The sequence below is a fragment of the Pseudomonas sp. P4_C1 genome, assembly GCF_056402155.1.
In genome coordinates, this window is sequence record NZ_JBFUHY010000089.1 from 1 (window position 1) to 23,660 (window position 23,660).

Below are 23,660 nucleotides of genomic sequence, written 5' to 3' on the forward strand. Positions count from 1 at the left end.
GTGCAGGGCAAGGCGCGAGAAGCGCAGTTTGGTCATTCCAAATCAGCTTCGAGCAACACAGCCCTGCACAACAGCAGGCCCGGCCCTTCGGGTTRTGCCTTAAAGCTGGCCAGGCTGCGTTGCAGGCCTTGGAAAGGGAACAACCATTCCCAGCGGCCTACGCCTTGCCTGGCCAGCTTTAAGGCGACAACGCGGCGGGGAAACTAATTGAGAACGCCCCCTTGAAAAGGAACGTCATGGAGGACGCCTGATGCCATCAATTGCACAGTTCTTTTTACTGCTCACCCTGCTCGGCCCCCTGCCCCAGGCGCTCGCCACCACCGTTCACCGCTGCGAGGCGGCCAATGGGCGCATTACCTTCACCACGCTGAGCTGTGCCACGGGAGAAAGCGTTTCACTTCAGGACGTCCGCGCCTTTACACCCGGCAGCGCGATGATGCTTATGCCGCAAGCCGAACCCCGTGAAACACCAGGAATGAAAATCAAAAGGAAAGAGCCGACCGTAGTCGGTCAGGCGCAGGACAAGTGTGGAAACCTGATCAGTGCCAGGGAGCGCCGCGAAGCGATCATCAATCGGCGAGTGGTTGCCGGCATGAGCCAGCAAGACGTCGAAAGCGCCCTCGGCAAGCCGGACAAGATCAATATTCGCAATTCAGCCACGAGCTACCGTTACGACACCCGGAGGGGTCGCAGCGCAAACGTGGAGTTCGACGAGAGAGGATGCACGAAAGGAAAAGCCAAATCCCGGACGGCAAAAAGCCCGCATTAAATGCGGGCTTTCTGTTGTATGGTGCACTCGACAGGATTCGAACCTGTGACCGCTCGGTTCGTAGCCGAGTACTCTATCCAGCTGAGCTACGAGTGCATTTTGTGTTTTTAGACCAGACCACAACTGGCTGAAGCCAAGTTACTTGCATTACTGCAACTAACTCTTAAATGGTGCACTCGACAGGATTCGAACCTGTGACCGCTCGGTTCGTAGCCGAGTACTCTATCCAGCTGAGCTACGAGTGCATTTGTTGCCGCGCATTATAGGCCGTCTAATCTCTATGTCAAGCACTTTTTCTAGTAATTTCAACAACTTACCGAAGAAGCCAGATTACAACGTACTACGCAAATAATGGCGGAGAACGGGGGATTCGAACCCCCGACACCCTTTTGAGGTGTACTCCCTTAGCAGGGGAGCGCCTTCGGCCACTCGGCCAGCTCTCCGCAACACGGGGCGTATATTAACCAGCTTCTTCCCCGTTTGCAAACATAAAAAACGATAAAAATTAATGGCTTGGTTCTTCGTCCTTCTCTTTCTTGATACGCAGGTAAATTTCCTCCCGGTGAACCGCCACCTCTTTGGGGGCATTAACACCGATGCGCACTTGATTTCCTTTTACGCCGAGCACGGTCACGGTGATTTCGCCATCACCGATAATCAGGCTTTCTGCGCACCGACGAGTCAGAATCAGCATACCTTTCTCCTCACGCATTACATTTCAGGGACAACAGTCTGCAAAAAAAAGGCACTCGACCCACAACCGGAGCGGTCGCAGCCCTACATGCCTGAGTATTGACTAGCGCGAGCAAAAGAACAGCCTCGGGGGTCACGCCATTCAAAAAAACAAAAGGCGCGGTCAGACCGCGCCTTTTGGCAAACGCATCACTCGCCCTGGCGGGCCGGTGCGTCCAGTTCGAAAGCCGTGTGCAGAGCGCGCACAGCCAGTTCCAGGTACTTCTCTTCGATCACTACGGAGACTTTGATTTCCGAAGTCGAGATCATCTGGATGTTGATGCTTTCCTTGGCCAGGGATTCGAACATGCGGCTGGCCACGCCTGCGTGAGAACGCATGCCAACGCCGACGATCGACACCTTGGCGATCTTGGTGTCGCCCACGACTTCACGGGCACCCAGCTCGCCAGCGGTCTTTTCCAGCACGGCTTGCGCTGCCTGGTAGTCGTTGCGGTGCACGGTGAAGGTGAAGTCGGTGGTGTTATCGTGCGCGACGTTCTGCACGATCATGTCGACTTCGATGTTCGCGGCACTGATCGGGCCGAGAATCTTGAAGGCAACGCCCGGGATGTCTGGCACGCCACGGATGGTCAGCTTGGCTTCATCGCGGTTGAAAGCGATACCGGAAATGATCGGCTGTTCCATGGTTTCCTCTTCATCAATAGTAATGAGGGTGCCCGGACCCTCCTTGAAGCTGTGCAGTACGCGCAGCGGAACGTTGTACTTGCCGGCGAACTCGACCGCGCGGATCTGCAACACCTTGGAACCGAGGCTGGCCATTTCCAGCATCTCTTCGAAGGTGATCTTGTCCAGGCGCTGAGCCACGGACACCACACGCGGGTCGGTGGTGTAGACGCCGTCGACGTCGGTGTAGATCTGGCATTCGTCAGCCTTCAGGGCTGCCGCCAACGCCACGCCGGTGGTGTCGGAACCGCCACGACCGAGGGTGGTGATGTTGCCGTGCTCGTCGACGCCCTGGAAACCGGCGACAACCACCACACGACCTGCCTTCAGGTCACCGCGAATCTTCTGGTCATCAATCTGCAGGATACGCGCTTTATTGTGCGCGCTATCCGTCAGGATCCGCACCTGGTTGCCGGTGTACGACACCGCCGGCACGCCACGCTTGATCAGCGCCATGGCCAACAGGGCAATCGTCACCTGCTCACCGGTGGAGACGATCACGTCCAGCTCGCGCGGAACCGGTTGGCCGTCGCCACTGATTTGCTTGGCCAGATCGATCAGACGGTTGGTTTCGCCGCTCATTGCAGACAGCACAACCACCAGGTCATCGCCGGCATCGCGGAATTTCTTAACCTTGTCGGCGACCTGCTCGATTCTCTCGACGGTGCCGACCGAGGTGCCTCCAAATTTCTGTACGATCAAAGCCATTTCAAAGCCGCCTCTGCCCATGAAGGGCGCCCAAATAATCACTCAAACAGCGTTGCGGCCCACCACTAGACTACGGGCCGCAAGCACTGCCTTATAGACCCTGCTCTACAAACGGAACGGTCAGGGCCAGTGCCGCATCCAGTGCGCCAGCGTCGGTACCGCCGCCTTGCGCCATGTCTGGACGACCACCGCCCTTCCCGCCCACTGCCGCAGCGGCTTGCTTCATCAAATCACCGGCTTTGAGTTGGCCAGTCAGGTCTTTGGTTACGCCTGCAACCAGAACGACCTTTTCCTCATGGACACTGCCGAGCAGGATCACTGCGCGGCCGAGTTTGTTTTTCAGTTGATCGACCAGCGCCAGCAGCGCCTTGCCATCCTGACCGTCCAGACGCACGGCCAGCACTTTCACGTCCTTGACGTCCAGCGCCTGGGCCGACAGATCGTCGCCCGCGGCACTGGCAGCCTTGGCCTGCAACTGCTCGAGTTGCTTCTCCAGCAGACGGTTGCGCTCCAGCACAGCCGACAGCTTGTCGATCAGGTTGTCGCGGCTGCCCTTGACCAGGCTGGCCGCTTCCTTGAGTTGTTCTTCCGCCGCGTTCAAGTAGGCCAGCGCTTGCGCACCGGTGACGGCTTCGATACGACGCACACCCGATGCCACACCGCCTTCGCTGATGATTTTCAGCAGGCCGATGTCGCCGGTACGGTTGGCGTGGATACCGCCGCACAGCTCGACGGAAAAATCGCCCATGCTCAGCACGCGCACACTGTCGCCGTACTTCTCGCCGAACAGCGCCATGGCGCCTTTTTGCTTGGCGGTTTCGATGTCGGTTTCTTCGGTTTCAACGGCAGAGTTCTTGCGAATCTCGGCATTGACGATGTCTTCCAGCGCCTTCAACTGTTCAGGCTTGATGGCTTCGAAGTGGCTGAAGTCAAAACGCAGGCGCTGACTGTCGACCAACGAGCCTTTCTGTTGAACGTGATCGCCCAGCACCTGGCGCAATGCAGCGTGCAGCAGGTGAGTCGCCGAGTGGTTCAACGACGTGGCGTGACGCACCTCGGCGTCAACGTGGGTCTCGACCGGCGCACCGACGATCAGGCTACCCGAATCCAGGATACCGTGGTGCAGGAACGCACCGCCGGTCTTGGTGGTGTCACGCACGTCGAAACGCGCACTGCCCGCCTGCAGGTAACCGCAATCACCGATCTGGCCACCGGACTCAGCATAGAACGGCGTCTTGTCGAGAACGATCACGCCCTCATCGCCTTCGCTCAATACGTCGACTGGCTGGCCATCTTTATACAGCGCAACGATTTTGGCGGAACCGCTGTGAGCGATGTAACCGGTGAACTCGGTGGCCACGTCCACCTTGACCAGGCTGTTGTAGTCCATGCCGAAGGAACTGGCGGAACGGGCACGGACGCGCTGGGCTTCCATCTCACGTTCGAAACCTGCTTCGTCGATGGTCAGGCTGCGCTCGCGAGCGATGTCGCCGGTCAGGTCCATCGGGAAACCGTAGGTGTCGTAGAGTTTGAACACTACGTCGCCGGGCACCACGTCGCCCTTGAGTTCAGCCAGATCCTGCTCGAGGATTTTCAGGCCCTGCTCCAGGGTCTTGGCGAATTGCTCTTCTTCGGCCTTCAGCACGCGTTCAATGTGCGCCTGCTGGGATTTCAGCTCCGGGAAAGCTTCGCCCATCTCGGCGACCAGGGCCGCGACGATCTGGTAGAAGAAGCTGCCCTTGGCACCCAGTTTGTTACCGTGACGGCAGGCGCGACGGATGATCCGGCGCAGCACGTAGCCACGGCCTTCGTTGGACGGCAGCACGCCGTCGGCGATCAGGAAGCCGCAGGAACGGATGTGGTCAGCCACCACTTTCAGCGAAGCCTGGGCGTCGTTGGTGCAGCCGATGGCCTTGGCCGAAGCGCTCAGCAGGCTCTGGAACAGGTCGATTTCATAGTTCGAGTGAACGTGCTGCAGCACGGCACTGATCCGCTCCAGGCCCATGCCGGTGTCGACCGACGGCGCTGGCAGCGGGTGCAACACGCCATCGGCGGTGCGGTTGAACTGCATGAACACGTTGTTCCAGATCTCGATGTAACGGTCGCCGTCTTCTTCCGGCGAGCCCGGTGGGCCGCCCCAGATGTCGGCGCCGTGATCGTAGAAAATCTCGGTGCAAGGACCGCACGGGCCGGTATCGCCCATGGTCCAGAAGTTGTCGGAGGCGTATGGCGCGCCCTTGTTATCGCCGATGCGCACCATGCGCTCGGCTGGAACCCCGATTTCCTTGGTCCAGATGTCGTACGCCTCGTCATCGCTGGCGTAGACGGTGACCCAGAGCTTTTCCTTCGGCAGGTTCAACCACTTGTCGGACGTCAGGAAGTTCCAGGCGTAGGTGATGGCATCACGCTTGAAGTAATCGCCGAAACTGAAGTTACCCAGCATTTCGAAGAAGGTGTGGTGACGGGCGGTATAACCGACGTTTTCCAGGTCGTTGTGCTTGCCGCCGGCGCGCACGCATTTCTGGCTGCTGACGGCGCGGGTGTACGCGCGCTTTTCCTGGCCCAGGAAGCAGTCCTTGAACTGGTTCATCCCCGCGTTAGTGAACAGCAGGGTTGGGTCGTTGCCCGGAATCAAAGAGCTGGAGGCTACACGGGTGTGGCCTTGCTCTTCGAAGAAGCGAAGGAAGGCTTCACGGATTTCTGCGCTTTTCATTAGGTTCTTCCACGGAGGCTGCGGCCAAAGGCCTGTTCGAAACGTCAACAGACGAAGCGACGGCAAAGGGCCGCATTATATCGGCGTTAGTGACTAGGTACAGTGTGTTTGTACGTTGCAAACACTCATTTAGACGGTTAACGCCGTCACTTGCCAGAAAAGTCGACGAATGTCGCGACGACTTGCTCGATTTGCCCACGGCTGACGTCCATGTGCGTGACCATGCGCAGACGCGCGGCGGCACTGAGCTTGATCCCGCGCTCGGCACAAAAGGCCTTGATGGCCTCGGCCTTGTCGCCCATCTGCACGTAAACCATGTTGGTTTGCACCGGTTCGACTTCGAAGCCCGCCGCCCGCAGGCCTTCGGCCAGGTATTGCGCGTTGGCGTGGTCATCGGCCAGGCGCTGAACGTTGTGATCCAGCGCGTACAGGCCTGCCGCCGCCAGAATCCCGGCCTGACGCATGCCGCCACCGACCATCTTGCGCAGGCGCCGGGCCTTGCCGATCAGCTCGGCCGAGCCGCACAGCACCGAACCGACCGGGGCGCCCAGCCCTTTGGACAGGCACACCGAGACGGAATCGAAATACTGGGTGATTTCCCGGGCATCGACACCCAGCTTGACCGCAGCGTTGTACAGGCGAGCCCCATCCAGATGCAGCTGCAAACCGTTTTCGCGGGTAAAACTGCGCGCCCGGGCCAGGTACTCCAGCGGCAGGACCTTGCCCTGCATGGTGTTTTCCAGCGCCAGCAAGCGGGTACGCGCAAAGTGGAAGTCGTCCGGTTTGATCGCTGCGGCGACGTGGGCCAGGTCCAGCGAACCGTCGGCCTGCACTTCCAGCGGTTGCGGCTGGATCGAACCGAGCACCGCCGCGCCGCCACCTTCGTACTTATAGGTGTGAGCCTGCTGGCCGACGATGTACTCGTCACCGCGTTCGCAGTGGGCCATCAAACCCAGCAGATTGCTCATGGTGCCGGTTGGCACGAACAGCGCTGCGGCGAAGCCCAGGCGTTGGGCCAGCTCAGCTTCCAGGCGATTGACCGTCGGATCTTCGCCATACACGTCGTCACCGGTGGCCGCACTGGCCATCGCGTCGAGCATGCCGGTGGAAGGTTGGGTGACGGTGTCGCTGCGAAGATCGATAACGCTCATGAATCCGGCCTCGGTAAGCAGGGGAAATCCCTTTCAGGAAAGAATTACTGCGGGCATGGCGACGATTAATCAACCCTTGCGCAGGAAAAGGCCAATTAAACCAACGGAAAAGTCGATAACAATCATCCAAAAGGGGCCATGCGCATACCGCAAATATGTGTTAAAAACGCTGCGCCGCCAAACTTTCCAGCGGCAAAAACGTTCTCAGGGCGGGGTGCAACTCCCCACCGGCGGTAATTGCGCGCAATGCGCATAGCCCGCGAGCGCTTGGTGACAGCACGGCTTCGGCAGTGCCTGGCAGCAAGGTCAGCAGACCCGGTGTGATCCCGGGGCCGACGGTCATAGTCCGGATGAAGAGAGAACGGGATTGACTGCAAAGGGCCGTCCGCCGGCATTCATGCGAGCGTGCGTACCCTCAGATCCCCTTCGATTCATAACGCCCTGTTTTTCACACAAACAGGAGTCAGAACATGCAACCCACCGCAATAGACAGCAAAAGCAAACACCACCACGGCGAGCGCGTTGCGTTCATCCAGGCCTGCTGGCACAAGGATATTGTCGATCAGAGCCGCAAAGGCTTCGTCGCCGAAATGATTGCCCAGGGTTATCAGGAATCCGACATCGATTTCTTCGAAGTCGGCGGTGCCTTTGAAATGCCCCTGCACGCCAAGTTGCTGGCCAAGACCGGTCGTTATGCCGGCATCGTCGCGGCAGCCCTGGTGGTGGACGGCGGGATCTACCGTCACGAGTTCGTCGCCCAGTCGGTGGTCAGCGGCCTGATGCAGGTTCAGCTGGAAACCGAAGTGCCGGTGTTCTCGGTGTCCCTGACCCCGCACCACTTCCATGCCGGCGAAGAGCACCAGAAGTTCTTCTTCGAGCATTTCCTGCATAAAGGCCAGGAAGCGGCGAAGACCTGTGCGGATACGTTGCTGAAGATCCGTTCGCTGCGTCGCACCGAGCCGCGTGCGCTAGCCGTATAATCACCGCAAAACCTGTAGGAGCGAGCCTGCTCGCGATGGCGGACTGTCAGTCGACATTTATGCTGACTGATACACCGCYATCGCGAGCAGGCTCGCTCCTACATGGGTTCTACGCTGAATTCAGGCCAGGTTTTCGTCGGTGGTCGGCACGACCAGGATGCCGGCACGCAAACCGTTCTTCACCTTGGGGTTCGGGAAGATGATCCGGGCGCCCTCCTCCTCGATGATCCAGCGGGTGTTGGCAATGTCTTCCGCCAGCAGATAACCCACTTCCAGCTCCGAAAAATTCTCGATGTCCGCCGGCAGGTTCAGGCGGAAGCTGTCGCTGTGCTTGATGATTTCCCGTGCCACGCTGTACAGCTGCAAACCGTCCAGTGCTTTGTCAGTCAATTCCGGCTCGGTGCCTTCGATGATCTGCTTGAGGCGCGCCTCCAGCAGCGAGACATTGACCCCGGCGTTCTGCCCGAATGGCCGCGCCTTGCCGAGTTCCAGGGTGAAAGCTTCGGCACCGAGCTTGTCGTAGGTGTAGGAGCTGAACACGATGGACGGCTTGTTCTGCAGCAAAACCGCTTCCATGCCGGCGGCGCGCAGGCGCGCCAGTTCCTGACGCGAATGCTGGCGGTCTTCTTTCCATGGGTACAAGGCAAACTGCTCGATTTTCGAGCCACGAATGGCCGTGTGCAGGTCGTAATGCAGGCGCTGACGATCAGGCAGACAGAAGAAACTCGCCGCCAACCGCTCCAGCTCACAAGCACGCAAGGCTTCGCAGCCACTGCTTTGTTCATGACGGCCATTGAACAGCCGATTGACGTCCTGCTCGACGAAACGCTCGCCCTTGCGAATCGCCTCGGGGTTGCCGAACAGGAACAGAATACGTGCGCGCGGCTTCAAGTCGCCGCGGGCAATGTCGTGCAACAGGCGATCGAGCAACTCGATCGGCGCTGTTTCATTGCCGTGGATCCCCGCCGACAGCAGCAGGTCCAGGCCATTGTCACGCGCTTCAGGTGGCCGGACTTCCAGCGCACCTTCGCTCAACCAGCGCATGCGCACGCCTTCGACAGTCAGTTGAGTCTTCTCCGCCGGTTCACGGCCGGCGAGGGTCAGTTCAAGCAGTTTGCCGAGGGCGAGCATAGAGCGGTTTCCTTAGTGGTCGTGGTTGCAATCCGGGCCGTGAACGTGATCCTCGTCGTCGCCGAGTTCAGCCGGTTCCATCTCCAGTTGCAGACTTACCAGATTAGTCGCCAATGGGCGCAACAGCAGGTTGGCGTATTCGGCGTCGCCTTCTTCGACGTCCACGCCGATCAACAGTTGGCCGCGGCCGTCCTGCTGGATCCACAGCTCTTTGCCTTGCCACATGACCGCGACGCGGGTGCAGGTAGTCTCCAGTTGCGTGCCGTCGGTGTCTTCAAGGATCAGCTGCAGGGTATCGCTCATGTCTTTACGCTCTCGTTTGAGATGAAGCAGCGCGCTGCCATACAGGGCGGCGCGCCGTCGATCAATTGATCTGGAATGGATAAACCGCGCCCAGTTTAAGGATTTGCGTCAGTTCATCCAGTGCCGTCCGGCACTCAAGCAGCAATTGCGGGTCCGCCAGATCGTTTTCGGTCATGCGGTCGCGGTAGTGCTTCTCGACCCATTCGGTCAGTGTGCCGTACAACGGCGCCGTCATGATAACCCCTTGATTGACGGCCGCCAGCTCGGTTTCGTTGAGTGCGACGCGCAACCGCAGGCAAGCCGGGCCACCGCCGTTCTGCATGCTCTGCTTGAGATCGAAGACTTTCACTTCGCGGATCAGGCCGCCGGAGCTGGTCAAACCCTGCAAGTATTGCCAGACACGCTCGTTGCCACGGCATTCTTCCGGAACGATCAACAGCATGGAGCCGTCAGGACGCGACAGCAGTTGGCTATTGAACAGGTAGGAACGAACCGCGTCTTCCACGCTGACCGCGGAACGCGGAACACAGACAGACTGAAATTTCCCACCGACTTTGGCGAGTTTGCTCTGCAATTCAGCGAGCATCTTCTCGGTCTCGAGGAACGCGTCCTCGTGATAGAACAGCACTTCGCCGTTGCCGACTGCGATCACGTCGTTGTGGAACACACCCTGATCAATCACCGACGGGTTCTGCTGGGCGTAGACCACGCCGTCATCGCTCAAGCCGTGCAAACGGGCAACGGCCTGGGATGCTTCGAGGGTCTGGCGCGCCGGGTACTTCTGCGGTGCCGGGTAGCGGGTGTCGAACGCGCTGCGGCCGAATACGAAGAACTCGACACCGGCTTCGCCGTATTCACGGCAGAAACGCGTGTGGTTGGCCGCGCCTTCGTCACCGAATTGCGCCACGGCCGGCAAGGCGGCGTGGTGGGCGAAGTGTTTCTGGTCAGCGAACATCGCCCCCAGCACGCGGCTGGTAGTCGGGTGTTCGATGCTGCGGTGGTATTTGCAATTGAGGTTGGCCGCGGTGAAATGCACGCGACCGTCAGCCGTGTCGGCGCTCGGGCTGACGGTGGCGGCGTTGGCCACCCACATGCTCGAGGCCGAGCAACTGGCCACCAGCAGCGGCATCGCCTCTTTGGCAGCGCGCTCGATCACTTGAGCGTCGGTGCCGCCAAAGCCCAGGCGACGCAGTGCGGCCACATCCGGGCGCTCTTGCGGTGCCAGTACGCCTTGCTGGAAACCCATTTCCATCAGCGCTTTCATTTTTGCCAGGCCTTGCAGCGCCGCTTCCTTGGGGTTGGAAGACTGCTGGCTGTTGCTCTGGGACGCGACGTTGCCGTAGGACAGGCCGCCGTAGTTGTGGGTCGGCCCCACTAGACCGTCAAAATTGACTTCATAGGATTTCATCGGCGAGGCTCCACGAGAATCTGTTGTTATAGGCTTCAGTAACTAGATTTGAGACCGAGGCGCGGCCATCGCGAGCAGGCTCGCTCCTACAGGGTTTGTGTCGTACACCAAATGTGTATCCACCACCGAACCTGTGGGAGCCAGCCTGCTGGCGATGGGCATCACGCCATCTTCACGCCAGGCGTCAGGGCGGCAGGCAATACCAGGCTCGGCGTTTCCAGCGAGGCCACCGGATACGCGCAGTAATCCGCCGCGTAGTAGGCACTGGCGCGGTGGTTGCCCGAGGCGCCGACGCCGCCGAACGGCGCGCTGCTCGCGGCACCGGTCAGCTGTTTGTTCCAGTTGACGATACCGGCGCGGCTTTCCAGCCAGAATTGCTGGTAACGCGCTTCGGAATCCGACAGCAGGCCGGCGGCCAGACCGTAGGCAGTGTCGTTGGCTTCAGCGATCGCCGCTGCAAAATCAACGTAGCGGATCACCTGCAGCAACGGGCCGAACAGTTCTTCGTCAGGACGATCGGCGACAGTGGTCACATCCAGGATGCCCGGGGTCAGCAAGGCCGAATGAGCCTGAGGCTGAGTCATTTCCAGCAGCGCCACGGCGCCGTTGGCCAGCAGATGTTCTTGCGCATCCATCAACGCTTTCGCAGCACCAAGGGAAACCACCGAGCCCATGAACGGCGCCGGTTGCTGATCGAAGGCACCGACTTCAATTGTCGAGCTGACCGCCACCAGACGCGCCAGCAGCGAGTCGCCCCAGGCACCTTGTGGCACCAGCAAGCGCCGGGCGCAGGTGCAGCGCTGGCCGGCGGAGATGAACGCCGACTGAATGATCGTGTACACCGCGGCATCGAGGTCCGCAACCTGATCGACCACCAGCGGGTTGTTACCGCCCATCTCCAGCGCCAGGATCTTGTCCGGACGACCGGCGAATTGCTGGTGCAGGTGATTGCCGGTGCGGCTGGAGCCGGTGAAGAACAGGCCGTCGATGCCCGGGTTCGCCGCCAGGGCGATACCGGTTTCGCGAGCGCCTTGCAGCAAATTCAATACGCCGGCCGGCAGACCGGCCTCGATCCAGCACTTGACCGTCAACTCGGCGACTTTCGGTGTCAGTTCGCTTGGCTTGAACAGCACGCTGTTACCGGCCAGCAGTGCCGGCACGATGTGGCCGTTCGGCAGGTGACCCGGGAAGTTGTAAGGACCGAACACTGCCACCACACCGTGGGGTTTATGGCGCAGCACAGCGGTGGCATCGCCCAACGGACCGCTCTTCTCGCCGGTACGTTCGCGGTAGCTCTGCACCGAGATGGCAATCTTGTTGACCATGCTGGTGACTTCAGTCGCCGCTTCCCACAGGGGTTTGCCGGTTTCTTCGCCGATGGTATGAGCCAGTTCGTCCGCGTGGGTCTTCAGGGCAGCAGCAAAGGCTTCCAGCACCGAAATGCGTTCTTCCAGGGTACGCCGCGCCCAGCCCGGGAACGCCTGACGCGCCGCGTGCACAGCCGACTCGACCTGAGCGGCGGTGGCACCGACGCCGGACCACAGCACCTGCTGGGTCACCGGGTTCAGCGACTCGAAGGCTTCGCCCTCACCTGCCAGCCATTCACCTGCGATGTAAAGCGACTTCATTATTTCGACTCCCGAGCTGCGGACAACGCCACGGCGCGCACTTGATCGCCAGCGTTGAGTTGAAGACGTTTGGCGGTCTTCGAATCGACCACCAGAGTGCCGGCGGCCAGACGTGCCGGAGCGGCAGTGATGCGGCAGTCTTCGCGCTTGCGGTTGTGAATGATGAATGGCGTGGCGTCGTCGCCTGGCGTGCCAACGGCCAGCACCAGCGCCTGGCTGTCGCGCACGGCGCGGATCTTGCCGGTTTCGCATTCGATCGCAGGACCTGCGTCGAAAATGTCGACGTAGCCCTGGTAGCTGAAGCCTTCGCTCTTGAGCATGGCCAGCGCCGGCTCGGTGTCCGGGTGCACCTGACCGATGACGTTGCGCGCATCCGGCGACAGGAAGCAGGTGTACAGCGGGAATTTCGGCATCAGTTCGGCGATGAACGCCTTGTTGCCGACGCCGGTCAGGTAGTCAGCCTGGCTGAACTCCATCTTGAAGAAGTGCCGGCCCAGGCTTTCCCAGAACGGCGAACGCCCGGCTTCGTCGGAAACACCGCGCATTTCGGCGATGATCTTGTTGCCGAACAGTTGCGGGAACTCGGCGATGAACAGCATCCGCGCCTTGGACAGCATGCGACCGTTGAGGCCACTGCGGTAATCGGCGTGCAGGAACAGCGAGCACAGCTCGGAGTTGCCGGTCAGGTCGTTGGCCAGGAACAGCGTCGGGATTTCACGATAGATGTTCAGCTCTTGCGAAGCGCTGACTGTCAGACCGACCCGGAAGTTGTACCAGGGCTCACGCAGGCCGACGGCGCCGGCAATGGCGGAAATACCCACCACGCGACCGTCATCATCTTCGAGCACGAACAGATAGTCCGCATCACCCCGCCCGGCTTCGCCGCGAAAGGTCTTCTCGGCCCAGCCGACCCGATGGGCCAGCCGCTCTTCGTTGGCCGGCAAGGTGGTCAGGCCGGTGCCGGTGCTGCGGGCCAGGTCGATCAGAGCGGGTAAATCGCTGCTGCGTACGGGACGAACGATCATGCTATCTCCTCAAACGGGCCGCTTGCGCCACCCGTGAAACTTCGCTGCTTTCTAGGCATCAATTGCGACGTTAAACCGCCACCAGGCGCACGCTGGCACCCTCGCCGACGCCCAGGGCTTCGGCCGCTTCCAGGTCCAGGGTCACCGGTTTACCCGGCGCGTAGTCAAGCTCGAGCATGACCGCGCGGTAGTCCTGCAACTGGGCATTGGCAACCAGATACTGGCGACCGACACCTTTGACCGGCTCACCGATCTTCACCGGCACCACACGGCTCTGGGCGATCGAACGGATCCCCGAGACACGGGCATGCAGGGTCGGGCCGCCGTCGAAGATGTCGATGTAGTGATCGGTCTCGAAGCCTTCGCGCATCAGGATGTCGAAGGTGATCTGCGCCCGCGGGTGCACCTGGCCCATGGCTTCTTGCGCGGAGTCCGGCAGCAGGGGCACGTAGATCGGGTAATGCGGCATCAGTTCGGCGAGGAACGTCCGGCTCTTCAGGCCGCACAGACGCTCGGCTTCAGCGTAGTTGAGGTCGAAAAAGTTGCGACCGATGGCGTCCCAGAATGGCGAGTCGCCATTTTCATCGCTGTAACCGACGATCTCGGTCACCACGGAATCGGCAAAACGCTCCGGGTGGCTGGCGACGAACAGCAGACGGCCACGGGAATTGAGCTCTGACCAAGGCGAGCCCACCAGATCCCGCTGCACGTAGAAACTGGTCAGCAAGCTGTTGCCGGTCAGGTCGTGGCACTGCGAGAGCACGTGGATCTTGTTGTGAATTTTCAGCTCGCGGGAAGCGTGCACGAAGGTTTCGTTGCGGAAGCTGTAGAACGGTTCGGAGTAACCGGCCGACGCCACGATGGCCGAGCAACCGACCAGCTTGCCGGTGGCAGAGTCTTCGAGGACGAAGAAATAGCTTTCCTCGCCGTTGAAGCTCACTTCGGCGGCGAACGAGGCTTCGCTTGCCGCGATCTTGTCGCTCAGGCGTTCAACGTCATCCGGCAAGGAAGTGACACCAATCGGGCTGTCCGCAGCCAGACGCTGTACCTCGCCCAGATCAGCCATTTGCGCGGGGCGCATCACCAGCATGGTGTCACTCCTTTTTCTAAAATTCTTTGAGGAAAATAGCCGGCCCCTTGTAGGAGCGAGCCTGCTCGCGATGGTGGATCAGCAACAATGATGTCGCCTGACACACCAGAAAAGCAGGGCCGGAACAAAAATTGGGTTCGACGCCTGAAAGGTCAGGCGTCGAAGGGTCTATCAGGCTTGCGTCAGTTTTGCTGCGGCACGTTCGAAGCGGTCCAGGCCGGCATCGATATCGGCATCTTCCACCACCAGGCTTGGGGCGAAACGCACCACGTCCGGGCCGGCTTGCAGAACCATCAGGCCTTCTTGCTCAGCGGCGTTGAAGATGTCCTTGGCCTTGCCTTTCCAGGCATCGCTCAGCACACAGCCGATCAACAGGCCCATGCCGCGGACCTTGGTGAACAGCCCGTATTTCTCGCCGATCTGCTCAAGGCGGGCCTTGAACTTGTCGTGCTTGGCGTTGACGCCGGCCAGTACTTGCGGGGTGTTGATCACATCGATCACCGCTTCCGCGACAGCACACGCCAGCGGGTTGCCGCCGTAAGTGGTGCCGTGGGTGCCGACGACCAGGTGCTTGGCCAGGTCTTCGGTGGTCAGCATCGCCGCGATCGGGAAACCACCGCCCAGGCTCTTGGCGCTGGTCAGGATGTCCGGGATCACGCCGTAATGCTGGTAGGCGAACAGATGGCCGGTACGGCCCATGCCGGTTTGCACTTCGTCGAAAATCAGCAGCGCGTTGTGCGCGGTGCAGAGTTCGCGGGCACCTTGCAGGTATTCCAGTTCAGCCGGGATCACACCGCTTTCGCCCTGGATCGGCTCCAGCACCACGGCGCAAGTCTTGTCGGAAATGGCGGCTTTCAGCGCGGCCAGATCGTTGTACGGCACGTGGGTGATACCAGTGATTTTTGGACCGAAGCCATCGGAATACTTCGACTGGCCACCAACGTTCACGGTGAACAGAGTACGGCCGTGGAAGCTGTTGAGCGCGGCGATGATCTCGTACTTCTCGCTGCCGAATCGGTCATGACCGACACGACGAGCCAACTTGAAAGCGGCCTCGTTGGCTTCGGCGCCGGAGTTGCAGAAGAAGGCACGGTCGGCAAACGTGGCGTCGATCAGCTTATGGGCCAGGCGCAGGGCCGGCTCATTGGTGAACACGTTGGACACGTGCCACAGCTTGTTCGCCTGCTCGGTCAACGCGCCGACCAGCGCTGGATGCGCGTGGCCCAATACGTTTACGGCAATCCCGCCGGCGAAGTCGATCAGCTCGCGACCGGACTGGTCCCAGACGCGGGAACCGGCGCCACGCACAGGAATGAATGCGGCAGGCGCGTAGTTGGGAACCATTACCTGGTCGAAATCGGCGCGTTGTACCGCAGCGTGCTCAACGGACATCGGAGTCTCCTGAAAAGGAACACTCGCCTGAAACTGGCGAGCGATGAGGGGATTGTAAGGACAGTTTTCAGCCCGGCCTTGCCGCCAAGCGACAACTTCTTATAGCGCAAACCCCGGATTTTCCCGGGTTTACGGCAATGCGACATATAGGGTCGCAAAGGCGCAGTTTAACTGGCGCGGCGGTTTATAGGCAGTTAGCCGGTGCTGATAAAAATCTACCGCTCGCCCACCTTCCCCTGTAGGAGCGAGCTTGCTCGCGATGGTCGTTAACGATAACGCGTGTTTACTGGTTAAACGCGGCGCTCTTGAATCCATCGCGAGCAGGCTCGCTCCTACAGCCAACTAGCTACGTTCGGCCGGCACCGACGACAATTCGAACGGGCTACTGCTACGCCGCTGATTGCGATCTTCCCGCGGCGTGGCGCCGAAGAAATTGCGATAGGCGCTGGAGAAGTGCGGCCCCGAGGAGAAGCCACAGGACAGGCCGATCTGGATGATCGACTTGCTGGTTTGCATCAACATCTGCCGGGCCTTGTTCAGGCGCAGTTCCAGGTAGTACTGGCTCGGCACACGGTTGAGGTATTGCTTGAAGATGCGCTCCAGCTGCCGACGGGACACGCACACGTGCTGGGCGATTTCGTCGGTGGTCAGCGGCTCTTCGATGTTGGCTTCCATGAGCAACACGGCTTGTGTGAGCTTCGGATGGCTGGAACCGAGGCGGTTCTGCAGCGGAATGCGCTGGCGTTCGCCGCCCTCGCGGATGCGCTCGACTACCAGTTCCTCGGAGACCGCACCGGCCAGTTCCGCACCATGGTCGCGGGCCAACACTGCCAGCAACAAATCGAGCACCGACAGGCCGCCGCACGCCGTCAGGCGATCGCGATCCCAGTCGAACAGGTGACTGGTGGCGATGACTTTCGGAAAGCGCTCGGCGAAATCGTCCTGCCAGCGCCAATGCACGGCCGCGCGATAACCGTCGAGCAAGCCCAATTGCGCCAATGGATAAACACCGGCTGAAAGACCGCCGATTACACAGCCGGCACGCACCAGCTGTTTAAGCGCACTGCTGAGCGCTGGCGCCAGTGCGGTCGGCGGCTCGTCAGCGAGCAGGAACAGCTTCTGGAAATTTTCGAGCTTGCCGGTCCACGCTTCACCCGGCAACTGCCATTCGCCTTCGGTCGGCGGTTCGGCCTGCAGGAATGACAGCTCGTAAACCACGTCCGGATGCACACGCTGGGCAACACGCAAGGCCTCCTCAGCCAGCGTAAGCGTCAGTGCTTTAGTGCTGGGCCAAATCAGGAAACCAATTCGATGGGCAGTCATGGTGGGCAATCCGAAGCGCAGAACAGTGATGAAGGCATGGGCCAATGCTAGCCCGTAAATGAACGCAAATCTCAAAACCAGCACAGCTCCCACAGGGGATCGGGGCCAGCCTCCAGGCTGCGAAGCATGCACTATCCCTGTGCACAACGGCAGTCCTGATTATTTCAAGCTGCCGGACAGGAATTGCTGCAAACGCTCCGATTGCGGGTTCACCAGCACTTCGCGCGGGTTGCCACTTTCTTCGACCACACCTTTGTGCAGGAACACCAACTGGTTCGACACTTCACGGGCAAAGCCCATTTCGTGGGTCACCACGACCATGGTCCGGCCTTCCTGAGCCAGGGCCTGCATGACTTTCAACACGTCGCCAACCAGCTCCGGGTCGAGGGCCGAGGTCGGTTCGTCGAACAGCATCACCTCGGGTTCCATCGCCAGCGCCCGGGCAATCGCCACGCGCTGTTGCTCGCCGCCGGACATGTGGCCTGGGTAAGCATCCTTGCGATGAGCCACGCCCACCTTGTTCAGGTAGTGCTCGGCTTTCTCGCGTGCTTCGGCCTTGGACATGCCAAGTACATGCACCGGCGCCTCCATGATGTTTTCCAGCGCGGTCATGTGCGACCACAGGTTGAAATGCTGGAACACCATCGACAGGCGCGAACGCATGCGTTGCAGCTGTTTCGGGTCGGCCGCCTTCAGCGCGCCGTCCTTATTCGCCACCAGCTTGAGCTCTTCGTTGTTGAGCAGGATCTTGCCCGCGTGCGGCTGCTCCAGCAGGTTGATGCAGCGCAGGAACGTACTTTTGCCGGAGCCACTGGAACCGATGATGCTGATCACATCGCCGGCTGCCGCTTTCAGGGACACGCCCTTGAGCACTTCGTGACTGCCATAGCGTTTATGCAGGTCTTGGACTTCAAGTTTGTACATGCTGTCGGTTCTCACAAAAACAGTCAGTCAGTGATATTCAATGCTTGCGCGGGGCCAGGTAGCCCAGCCAGCGGCGTTCGGCCATCTTGAACAGCTTCACCAGGATGAAGGTCAGGCACAGGTAGAACACGCCGGCGGTGATGTACGCCTCGAACGGCAGGTAGAACTGGGCGTTGACCGTGCGCGCGGCACCGGTGATGTCGATCAGGGTCACGATGGACGCCAGACTGGTGGTCTGCAGCATCATGATCACTTCGTTGCTGTACTGCGGCAGCGCGCGGCGCAGGGCCGACGGCAGCAGGATGCGCTTGTACATCTTGACTCGCGACATGCCCATGGCCTTGGCCGCTTCGATCTCGCCGTTCGGCGTGGCGCGCAGGCTGCCGGCGATGATTTCGGCGGTGTAGGCGCTGGTGTTGATCGCAAACGCCAGGCACGCACAGAACGTTGCGCTGGACAGCCACGGCCAGAGGAAGCTTTCACGCACCGCTTCGAACTGCGCCAGACCGTAGTAGATCAAAAACAGCTGCACCAGCATCGGCGTGCCGCGGATCACATAGGTGTAGAGCCAGGCCGACATGTTGACGGTCGCGTTCTTCGAGACGCGCATCAAGCCCAGCGGCAAGGCGCACAGCAGGCCGAAGAACAGCGACAGCGCGAGCAGTTTGAGGGTAGTCACCAGGCCGCCGAGGTACAGCGGCAAGGCCTGCCAAATGACGTTGTAGTCGAAGATCATAGATCAGCCGCCCTTACGCCTACCGAGTAGCGCTTCTCAAGGTGACGCAATGCCAGCAACGACACACTGGTGATCACCAGGTACATCGCCGCCACTGCGAGGAAGAAGGTAAAAGGCTCGCGGGTGGCATCCGCCGCCTGCTTGGCCTTGAACATCATGTCTTGCAGACCCACCACCGAAATCAGCGCGGTAGCCTTGGTCAATACCAGCCAGTTGTTGGTGAAACCCGGAATCGCCAGACGAATCATCTGCGGCACCAACACCCGGAAGAACACCTGGAAACTGCTCATGCCGTAGGCCATGCCAGCTTCGGCCTGACCTTTGGGGATCGCCATGAAGGCACCACGGAAGGTTTCCGACAGGTACGCACCGAAAATGAAGCCCAGGGTGCCGATACCGGCGGCCAACGGGTTCAGGTCGATGTACTCGTCAAAGCCGAGCAGCGGTGCGACGCGGTTGAGCAGATCCTGGCCGCCGTAGAAAATCAGCAGGATCAGCACCAGGTCGGGAATACCACGGATCACCGTGGAATACAGGTCGCCCAGCCAGGCCAGCCAGCGCACCGGCGACAGACGCAGTGCCACGCCGATCAGGCCCAGAACGATGGCCATGGCCATGGACGACAAGGCGAGCTGAAGCGTCAGCCAAGCGCCATCGAGGATGACAGCCCCGTAGCCTTTCAACATGATTCAGGTCCTCGAAAGTTGGGATGAAAAAATGGCGCAAACCTCAGAGATCCTGTTGCTTGCGCCATTTCAGACTTGTCGCCGGGACGTGTTACTTGCCGTAGATATCGAAGGCGAAGTACTTGTCCTGGATTTGCTTGTATTTGCCATTCTCGCGAATGGCCAAGATGGCGGCGTTGAGCTTGTCCAGCTCAGCCTTGTCGCCCTTGCGCACCGCGATGCCTACGCCGTCGCCGAAGTACTTGACGTCGGTGAACGCAGGGCCGACGAACGCGAAACCTTTACCGGCGTCGGTTTTCAGGAAACCGTCATCCAGCAAGGTCGCGTCTGCCACGGTGCCGTCGAGGCGGCCGGCGGCCACGTCGAGGTAAATTTCGTTCTGCGAACCGTAAGGCTTGATCTCGGCACCCAGCGGAGCCAGGACTTCGCGGGCGAAACGCTCGTGGATCGAACCACGCTGCACGCCGATGTTCTTGCCCTTGAGCTCGGTCAGGCCTTCGCTGACCTGAGTACCGGCCTTCATGACCAGGCGAGCCGGGGTGTTGTAGTACTTGTTGGTGAAGTCCACGGACTTCTTGCGATCTTCAGTGATCGACATGGACGACAGGATCGCGTCGATCTTGCGCACTTTCAGTGCCGGGATCAGGCCGTCGAACTCTTGCTCGACCCAGACGCACTTGGCCTTCATCTCTTCGCACAACGCGTTGCCGATGTCGTAGTCGAAACCAACGATGCTGCCGTCCGGCGCTTTCGAGGCGAATGGAGGGTAAGCCGCTTCGATACCGATTTTCAGAGGTTTTTCATCGGCGAAGGTTGGCAAGGACAGCACGGACAGTGCCAGGGCGCCAAGCAGCACGAGTTTCTTCATCTTGGGACTCCATCGGTAAAGGGCAAAAACGGCAGAGTGAGCGACAGCCCAATATGCGAGTGAGTGGAACCGCAAAGCAGTTGCTGCGTCCTGGGAAGCGGGTGTTGAAATTCAACACGAGCAACGACGAGCGAGTGATCGGCATTCTAACGACAGGCCCGAGGCCGATATTTCTTCAATGCGACAACTAATTACAGAAGCACCGAGAAAGCCGTTTTAGCGCGTTGACAGCCCTGCAAAATCATGCAAGAGCAAAAGACATTGAACCGATCTGTATTGCAAATTGCGGGCCTATTATTGGCAAACCCTTCTAATCCGGCAAGCGCAGCGTTGGGTCTTATTTTTCGGGCGGCTTTCCAGAGCTCTAAAACAGTGCTGTGCGTTTCCCATCACCCCGTGTCGGGGCAATACGGTTACACATTCAGTAACCTGAAAGAACGCAGGTAACAGTAGGAAAATGCCGACAGAGTATCCCGATAATTATTGGTAGATGTTGCTGTAGCGCCTGCTAAACCGCTATCGCGAGCAAGCTCGCTCCCACAATGGTTTTGTGTCGAACGCAAATACCGCATTCACCACAGATCCCCTGTAGGAGCGAGCCTGCTCGCGATGAGGCCAGCCCAGCCAACACAAAAACCTCAGGCACAAAAAAGCCCCACCAGGCTCAACACCTGATGGGGCTTTTAGTGACTCAGAACCGCCGCTTACGCGACATTCATGGTCCTGTGCGTATCAATCAAATGCTGCACCACACTCGGATCAGCCAAGGTAGAGATATCCCCCAACCCGTCATATTCGGCCGTGGCAATCTTGCGCAGAATCCGCCGCATGATCTTGCCCGAACGGGTCTTCGGCAGCCCCGGCGCCCACTGGATCACATCCGGCGAAGCAATCGGACCGATCTCCTTGCGCACCCAGTTTTTCAGTTCCAGGCGCAACTGCTCGTTCGGCTCTTCACCGTTTTTAAGGGTGACATACACATAGATGCCCTGCCCCTTGATGTCGTGCGGCACACCGACCACCGCCGCTTCGGCGACTTTCGGGTGCGCGACCATCGCGCTTTCTATCTCGGCGGTACCCATGCGGTGGCCGGACACGTTGAGCACGTCGTCCACGCGACCGGTGATCCAGTAGTAACCATCGGCATCGCGACGGGCGCCGTCACCGGTGAAGTACATGCCGCGGAAAGTCTTGAAGTAGGTATCAACGAAACGGTCATGGTCGCCAAACAACGTACGCGCCTGGCCTGGCCACGAATCGAGAATCACCAGGTTACCCTCGGCCTCGCCCTCGACGATGTTGCCCAGGTTATCCACCAGCGCCGGCACCACGCCGAAGAACGGACGCGCCGCAGAGCCTGGCTTGAGGGCATGAGCACCCGGCAGCGGGCTCATCATGTTGCCGCCGGTTTCGGTCTGCCACCAGGTGTCGACGATCGGGCAACGGGACTTGCCGACATTCTTGTAGTACCAGTCCCAGGCTTCCGGGTTGATCGGCTCGCCCACCGAACCCAACAGGCGCAGGCTGCTGCCATCGGCGCCTTCAACGGCGGCGGTGCCCGAGGCCATCATCGCGCGGATCGCGGTCGGTGCGGTGTAGAGGATGTTGACCTTGTGCTTGTCGACGATCTTCGACACCCGGGTGATGTCCGGGTAGTTCGGCACGCCTTCGAACAACAGCGTGGTCGCGCCGTTGGCCAGCGGGCCGTAGACGATATAACTGTGGCCGGTGACCCAGCCGACGTCGGCGGTGCACCAGTAGACTTCACCCGGGCGGTAGTCGAACACGCGCTCGTGGGTCATGGCCGCGTACAGCAGGTAGCCGCCGGTGGTGTGCTGCACGCCCTTGGGCTTGCCGGTGGAGCCGGAGGTGTAAAGGATGAACAGCGCTTCTTCGGCGCCCATCTCTTTCGGCGCACACACGGTGCCGGCCACTTTCATCAGGTCCTCGAACCAGATGTCGCGATGCTGGTTCCACTTGATGTCGCCACCGGTGCGCTGGCACACGATGACTTTCTGGATGCTGCTGGTTTCCGGGTTGGTCAGCGCGTCGTCGACGTTGGCCTTGAGTGGGATCTTCTTGCCGGCACGAATGCCTTCGTCGGCGGTGATCACCACTTTGGATTTGCAGTCGATGATGCGACCGGCCAGGGCTTCCGGCGAGAATCCGCCGAACACCACCGAGTGAATCGCGCCGATCCGGGTACAGGCCAGCATGGCGACCACGGCTTCGGGGATCATCGGCATATAGATAGTCACCACGTCGCCGCGATGCACGTCCTGGCCACGCAGGGCGTTGGCGAACTTGCAGACTTGCTCGTGCAGTTCGCGGTAAGTGATGTGGCGGCTTTCGGCAGGGTCATCGCCCTCCCAGATGATCGCGACCTGATCGCCGCGCTCGGCCAGATGACGGTCGAGGCAATTGTAGGAAACGTTCAGGGTGCCGTCGGCGAACCACTTGATGTCGACATGGTGATCGTCGAAAGAAGTCTGCTTCACCGTGGTGAAAGGCTTGATCCAGTCGAGGCGCTTGGCTTGCTCGCGCCAGAAGCCGTCGGGGTTGACGACCGACTGCTGGTACATCGCCTTGTAGGTCGCCTCGTCGGTCAGCGTGTTAGCCAGAACCTCGGGACGAACGGGATACAGGGAAGCCGCACTCATCTTTCTTACCTCGGTGGAATAGTTGTTTTTGTATGACCACGTTTTAGCCGGGCCGGGCCTATAGAACCATTCGACGATGGTAGTAACAAGCCCCTACAAAATGTCGTGAAAATTCCTATAAAGCCATTGCCACCGCGGTTCCTGTAGGAGCGAGCCTGCTCGCGATGGTCGTCAACGATAACGCGCCCAACCTGACACCCCGCGGTGCTCTCTGGCTCATCGCGAGCAAGCTCGCTCCTACAAAAGAAGAGGCTATTCAGGGATTGTTACAGGATCCGTCAAAAGTGTTTATCAAATCCACGGCTATATGGACGAAGCGCCCACGCCTAAAATCTGCCACGCCAACAAGGCAACCTGATTAACCAAGTTACAGCCCCCACGAAGGCAGTTAATCGAACACCCAGGTACTGAAGCTCCACACGCAATCCCAAAAGGATTGCGTGCCCCCTCTCGACCTCTAAAAGGTAAATATTAAATGAAAGCTTTATTGGTTCTGGCCCTCGGCAGCGTGTGCGTAACCGCCATGGCCGGCGAGGTCCCGACTGATGTCGCGCAGCAACAACCGCCCGTTGAGGAATACACTTACTCGATGAATCTGGACATCGCCAAAGTGATCTCCATGAGCGAAGCACCGAATATTTGTGAAGTTGTGCCAATGAAAATGGAATACGAAGACTCCAACGGTCAACGGCATATCCTGCGTTACAGCGCGATGGGCAACGGTTGCTCTAACGGCTGATCCCCCGCTT

The 23,660-nt window shown here is 59.9% G+C and carries 20 protein-coding genes, 3 tRNA genes and 1 riboswitch; of the genes, 3 read left to right on the top strand and 20 right to left on the bottom strand.

The window, feature by feature from the left end:
- Window positions 1–250: 250 nt before the first annotated feature.
- Complete coding sequence (locus AC1DU9_RS26640) at window positions 251–769, top strand: cell envelope protein SmpA (protein WP_223459286.1); 519 nt, start codon at window positions 251–253, stop codon at window positions 767–769.
- A 19-nt stretch (window positions 770–788) separates the two neighbouring features.
- Here the strand turns inward: AC1DU9_RS26640 and AC1DU9_RS26645 are convergent.
- The 7 genes from AC1DU9_RS26645 to ltaE form a co-directional block, all read right to left on the bottom strand.
- Window positions 789–865, bottom strand: a tRNA-Arg gene (locus tag AC1DU9_RS26645).
- A 72-nt stretch (window positions 866–937) separates the two neighbouring features.
- Window positions 938–1,014, bottom strand: a tRNA-Arg gene (locus AC1DU9_RS26650).
- Between the two features lie 107 nt (window positions 1,015–1,121).
- A tRNA-Ser gene (locus AC1DU9_RS26655) sits at window positions 1,122–1,212 on the bottom strand.
- A gap of 62 nt (window positions 1,213–1,274) precedes the next feature.
- The gene (gene csrA / locus AC1DU9_RS26660; protein ID WP_002554426.1) at window positions 1,275–1,463 is read right to left on the bottom strand and encodes a carbon storage regulator CsrA; all 189 of its coding nucleotides are present in this window, start codon (window positions 1,461–1,463) and stop codon (window positions 1,275–1,277) included.
- A 188-nt stretch (window positions 1,464–1,651) separates the two neighbouring features.
- Window positions 1,652–2,893: an aspartate kinase gene (locus AC1DU9_RS26665; protein ID WP_007971040.1), complete on the bottom strand. Its 1,242-nt coding sequence runs from the start codon at window positions 2,891–2,893 to the stop codon at window positions 1,652–1,654.
- Window positions 2,894–2,984: 91 nt separating this feature from the next.
- The gene (alaS, locus tag AC1DU9_RS26670; RefSeq protein ID WP_223459288.1) at window positions 2,985–5,606 is read right to left on the bottom strand and encodes an alanine--tRNA ligase; all 2,622 of its coding nucleotides are present in this window, start codon (window positions 5,604–5,606) and stop codon (window positions 2,985–2,987) included.
- A 146-nt stretch (window positions 5,607–5,752) separates the two neighbouring features.
- A complete protein-coding gene (gene ltaE / locus AC1DU9_RS26675; protein ID WP_223459291.1) occupies window positions 5,753–6,757 on the bottom strand; it encodes a low-specificity L-threonine aldolase in 1,005 nt (334 codons plus the stop codon).
- A gap of 196 nt (window positions 6,758–6,953) precedes the next feature.
- A riboswitch (FMN riboswitch) is annotated at window positions 6,954–7,124 on the top strand.
- Between the two features lie 103 nt (window positions 7,125–7,227).
- Between ltaE and AC1DU9_RS26680 the strand changes: the two genes are divergently transcribed.
- Entirely contained in the window at window positions 7,228–7,737 is a 510-nt protein-coding gene (locus AC1DU9_RS26680) for a 6,7-dimethyl-8-ribityllumazine synthase (protein ID WP_457266309.1), read from the top strand.
- Between the two features lie 120 nt (window positions 7,738–7,857).
- On the opposite strand, the gene astE is transcribed toward AC1DU9_RS26680, so the two are convergent.
- From astE to acs, 13 genes are all read right to left on the bottom strand, one after another.
- On the bottom strand, window positions 7,858–8,868 hold the full coding sequence (gene astE, locus AC1DU9_RS26685; RefSeq protein WP_457266310.1) for a succinylglutamate desuccinylase: 1,011 nt from the start codon (window positions 8,866–8,868) through the stop codon (window positions 7,858–7,860).
- Between the two features lie 12 nt (window positions 8,869–8,880).
- The gene (locus AC1DU9_RS26690; RefSeq protein WP_457266311.1) at window positions 8,881–9,171 is read right to left on the bottom strand and encodes a topoisomerase II; all 291 of its coding nucleotides are present in this window, start codon (window positions 9,169–9,171) and stop codon (window positions 8,881–8,883) included.
- Window positions 9,172–9,232: 61 nt separating this feature from the next.
- Window positions 9,233–10,579 (bottom strand): N-succinylarginine dihydrolase, encoded by a 1,347-nt coding sequence (gene astB, locus AC1DU9_RS26695; protein WP_223459297.1) that lies wholly within the window; start codon window positions 10,577–10,579, stop codon window positions 9,233–9,235.
- A 161-nt stretch (window positions 10,580–10,740) separates the two neighbouring features.
- Window positions 10,741–12,210, bottom strand: a complete 1,470-nt coding sequence (gene astD, locus AC1DU9_RS26700; protein ID WP_457266325.1) for a succinylglutamate-semialdehyde dehydrogenase — start codon at window positions 12,208–12,210, stop codon at window positions 10,741–10,743.
- Window positions 12,207–13,232 carry an arginine N-succinyltransferase gene (gene astA, locus AC1DU9_RS26705; protein ID WP_108215210.1) on the bottom strand — a complete coding sequence of 342 codons (1,026 nt, stop codon included), beginning with the start codon at window positions 13,230–13,232 and terminating at the stop codon, window positions 12,207–12,209. Before astA ends, astD begins: the two co-directional genes overlap by 4 nt.
- A gap of 70 nt (window positions 13,233–13,302) precedes the next feature.
- Window positions 13,303–14,322, bottom strand: coding sequence for an arginine/ornithine succinyltransferase subunit alpha (aruF, locus tag AC1DU9_RS26710; protein ID WP_007971023.1), 1,020 nt, complete (start codon window positions 14,320–14,322; stop codon window positions 13,303–13,305).
- Window positions 14,323–14,493: 171 nt separating this feature from the next.
- The gene (locus tag AC1DU9_RS26715) at window positions 14,494–15,714 is read right to left on the bottom strand and encodes an aspartate aminotransferase family protein (RefSeq protein ID WP_223459299.1); all 1,221 of its coding nucleotides are present in this window, start codon (window positions 15,712–15,714) and stop codon (window positions 14,494–14,496) included.
- Window positions 15,715–16,056: 342 nt separating this feature from the next.
- On the bottom strand, window positions 16,057–17,037 hold the full coding sequence (gene argR / locus AC1DU9_RS26720; protein ID WP_223459301.1) for a transcriptional regulator ArgR: 981 nt from the start codon (window positions 17,035–17,037) through the stop codon (window positions 16,057–16,059).
- A gap of 159 nt (window positions 17,038–17,196) precedes the next feature.
- The gene (locus AC1DU9_RS26725) at window positions 17,197–17,961 is read right to left on the bottom strand and encodes an ABC transporter ATP-binding protein (protein ID WP_046042317.1); all 765 of its coding nucleotides are present in this window, start codon (window positions 17,959–17,961) and stop codon (window positions 17,197–17,199) included.
- A gap of 37 nt (window positions 17,962–17,998) precedes the next feature.
- Window positions 17,999–18,697 (bottom strand): ABC transporter permease, encoded by a 699-nt coding sequence (locus tag AC1DU9_RS26730; RefSeq protein WP_223459303.1) that lies wholly within the window; start codon window positions 18,695–18,697, stop codon window positions 17,999–18,001.
- Window positions 18,694–19,383: an ABC transporter permease gene (locus AC1DU9_RS26735; protein WP_015096506.1), complete on the bottom strand. Its 690-nt coding sequence runs from the start codon at window positions 19,381–19,383 to the stop codon at window positions 18,694–18,696. Before AC1DU9_RS26735 ends, AC1DU9_RS26730 begins: the two co-directional genes overlap by 4 nt.
- A gap of 91 nt (window positions 19,384–19,474) precedes the next feature.
- Window positions 19,475–20,251: an ABC transporter substrate-binding protein gene (locus AC1DU9_RS26740; RefSeq protein ID WP_457266312.1), complete on the bottom strand. Its 777-nt coding sequence runs from the start codon at window positions 20,249–20,251 to the stop codon at window positions 19,475–19,477.
- A gap of 704 nt (window positions 20,252–20,955) precedes the next feature.
- A complete protein-coding gene (acs, locus tag AC1DU9_RS26745; RefSeq protein ID WP_457266313.1) occupies window positions 20,956–22,911 on the bottom strand; it encodes an acetate--CoA ligase in 1,956 nt (651 codons plus the stop codon).
- Window positions 22,912–23,386: 475 nt separating this feature from the next.
- Here acs and AC1DU9_RS26750 point away from each other — a divergent pair, with 475 nt between their 5' ends.
- Entirely contained in the window at window positions 23,387–23,650 is a 264-nt protein-coding gene (locus tag AC1DU9_RS26750) for a DUF2790 domain-containing protein (protein ID WP_457266314.1), read from the top strand.
- The last annotated feature ends 10 nt before the right edge of the window (window positions 23,651–23,660 follow it).

What these genes read in the sequence shown, in the direction of transcription:
- AC1DU9_RS26640 (WP_223459286.1), top strand. Translation starts at nt 251, where the DNA reads ATGCCATCAATTGCACAGTTCTTTTTACTGCTCACCCTGCTCGGCCCC.
- csrA (WP_002554426.1), bottom strand. Translation starts at nt 1,463, where the DNA reads ATGCTGATTCTGACTCGTCGGTGCGCAGAAAGCCTGATTATCGGTGAT.
- AC1DU9_RS26665 (WP_007971040.1), bottom strand. Translation starts at nt 2,893, where the DNA reads ATGGCTTTGATCGTACAGAAATTTGGAGGCACCTCGGTCGGCACCGTC.
- alaS (WP_223459288.1), bottom strand. Translation starts at nt 5,606, where the DNA reads ATGAAAAGCGCAGAAATCCGTGAAGCCTTCCTTCGCTTCTTCGAAGAG.
- ltaE (WP_223459291.1), bottom strand. Translation starts at nt 6,757, where the DNA reads ATGAGCGTTATCGATCTTCGCAGCGACACCGTCACCCAACCTTCCACC.
- AC1DU9_RS26680 (WP_457266309.1), top strand. Translation starts at nt 7,228, where the DNA reads ATGCAACCCACCGCAATAGACAGCAAAAGCAAACACCACCACGGCGAG.
- astE (WP_457266310.1), bottom strand. Translation starts at nt 8,868, where the DNA reads ATGCTCGCCCTCGGCAAACTGCTTGAACTGACCCTCGCCGGCCGTGAA.
- AC1DU9_RS26690 (WP_457266311.1), bottom strand. Translation starts at nt 9,171, where the DNA reads ATGAGCGATACCCTGCAGCTGATCCTTGAAGACACCGACGGCACGCAA.
- astB (WP_223459297.1), bottom strand. Translation starts at nt 10,579, where the DNA reads ATGAAATCCTATGAAGTCAATTTTGACGGTCTAGTGGGGCCGACCCAC.
- astA (WP_108215210.1), bottom strand. Translation starts at nt 13,232, where the DNA reads ATGATCGTTCGTCCCGTACGCAGCAGCGATTTACCCGCTCTGATCGAC.
- aruF (WP_007971023.1), bottom strand. Translation starts at nt 14,322, where the DNA reads ATGCTGGTGATGCGCCCCGCGCAAATGGCTGATCTGGGCGAGGTACAG.
- AC1DU9_RS26715 (WP_223459299.1), bottom strand. Translation starts at nt 15,714, where the DNA reads ATGTCCGTTGAGCACGCTGCGGTACAACGCGCCGATTTCGACCAGGTA.
- argR (WP_223459301.1), bottom strand. Translation starts at nt 17,037, where the DNA reads ATGACTGCCCATCGAATTGGTTTCCTGATTTGGCCCAGCACTAAAGCA.
- AC1DU9_RS26725 (WP_046042317.1), bottom strand. Translation starts at nt 17,961, where the DNA reads ATGTACAAACTTGAAGTCCAAGACCTGCATAAACGCTATGGCAGTCAC.
- AC1DU9_RS26730 (WP_223459303.1), bottom strand. Translation starts at nt 18,697, where the DNA reads ATGATCTTCGACTACAACGTCATTTGGCAGGCCTTGCCGCTGTACCTC.
- AC1DU9_RS26735 (WP_015096506.1), bottom strand. Translation starts at nt 19,383, where the DNA reads ATGTTGAAAGGCTACGGGGCTGTCATCCTCGATGGCGCTTGGCTGACG.
- AC1DU9_RS26740 (WP_457266312.1), bottom strand. Translation starts at nt 20,251, where the DNA reads ATGAAGAAACTCGTGCTGCTTGGCGCCCTGGCACTGTCCGTGCTGTCC.
- acs (WP_457266313.1), bottom strand. Translation starts at nt 22,911, where the DNA reads ATGAGTGCGGCTTCCCTGTATCCCGTTCGTCCCGAGGTTCTGGCTAAC.
- AC1DU9_RS26750 (WP_457266314.1), top strand. Translation starts at nt 23,387, where the DNA reads ATGAAAGCTTTATTGGTTCTGGCCCTCGGCAGCGTGTGCGTAACCGCC.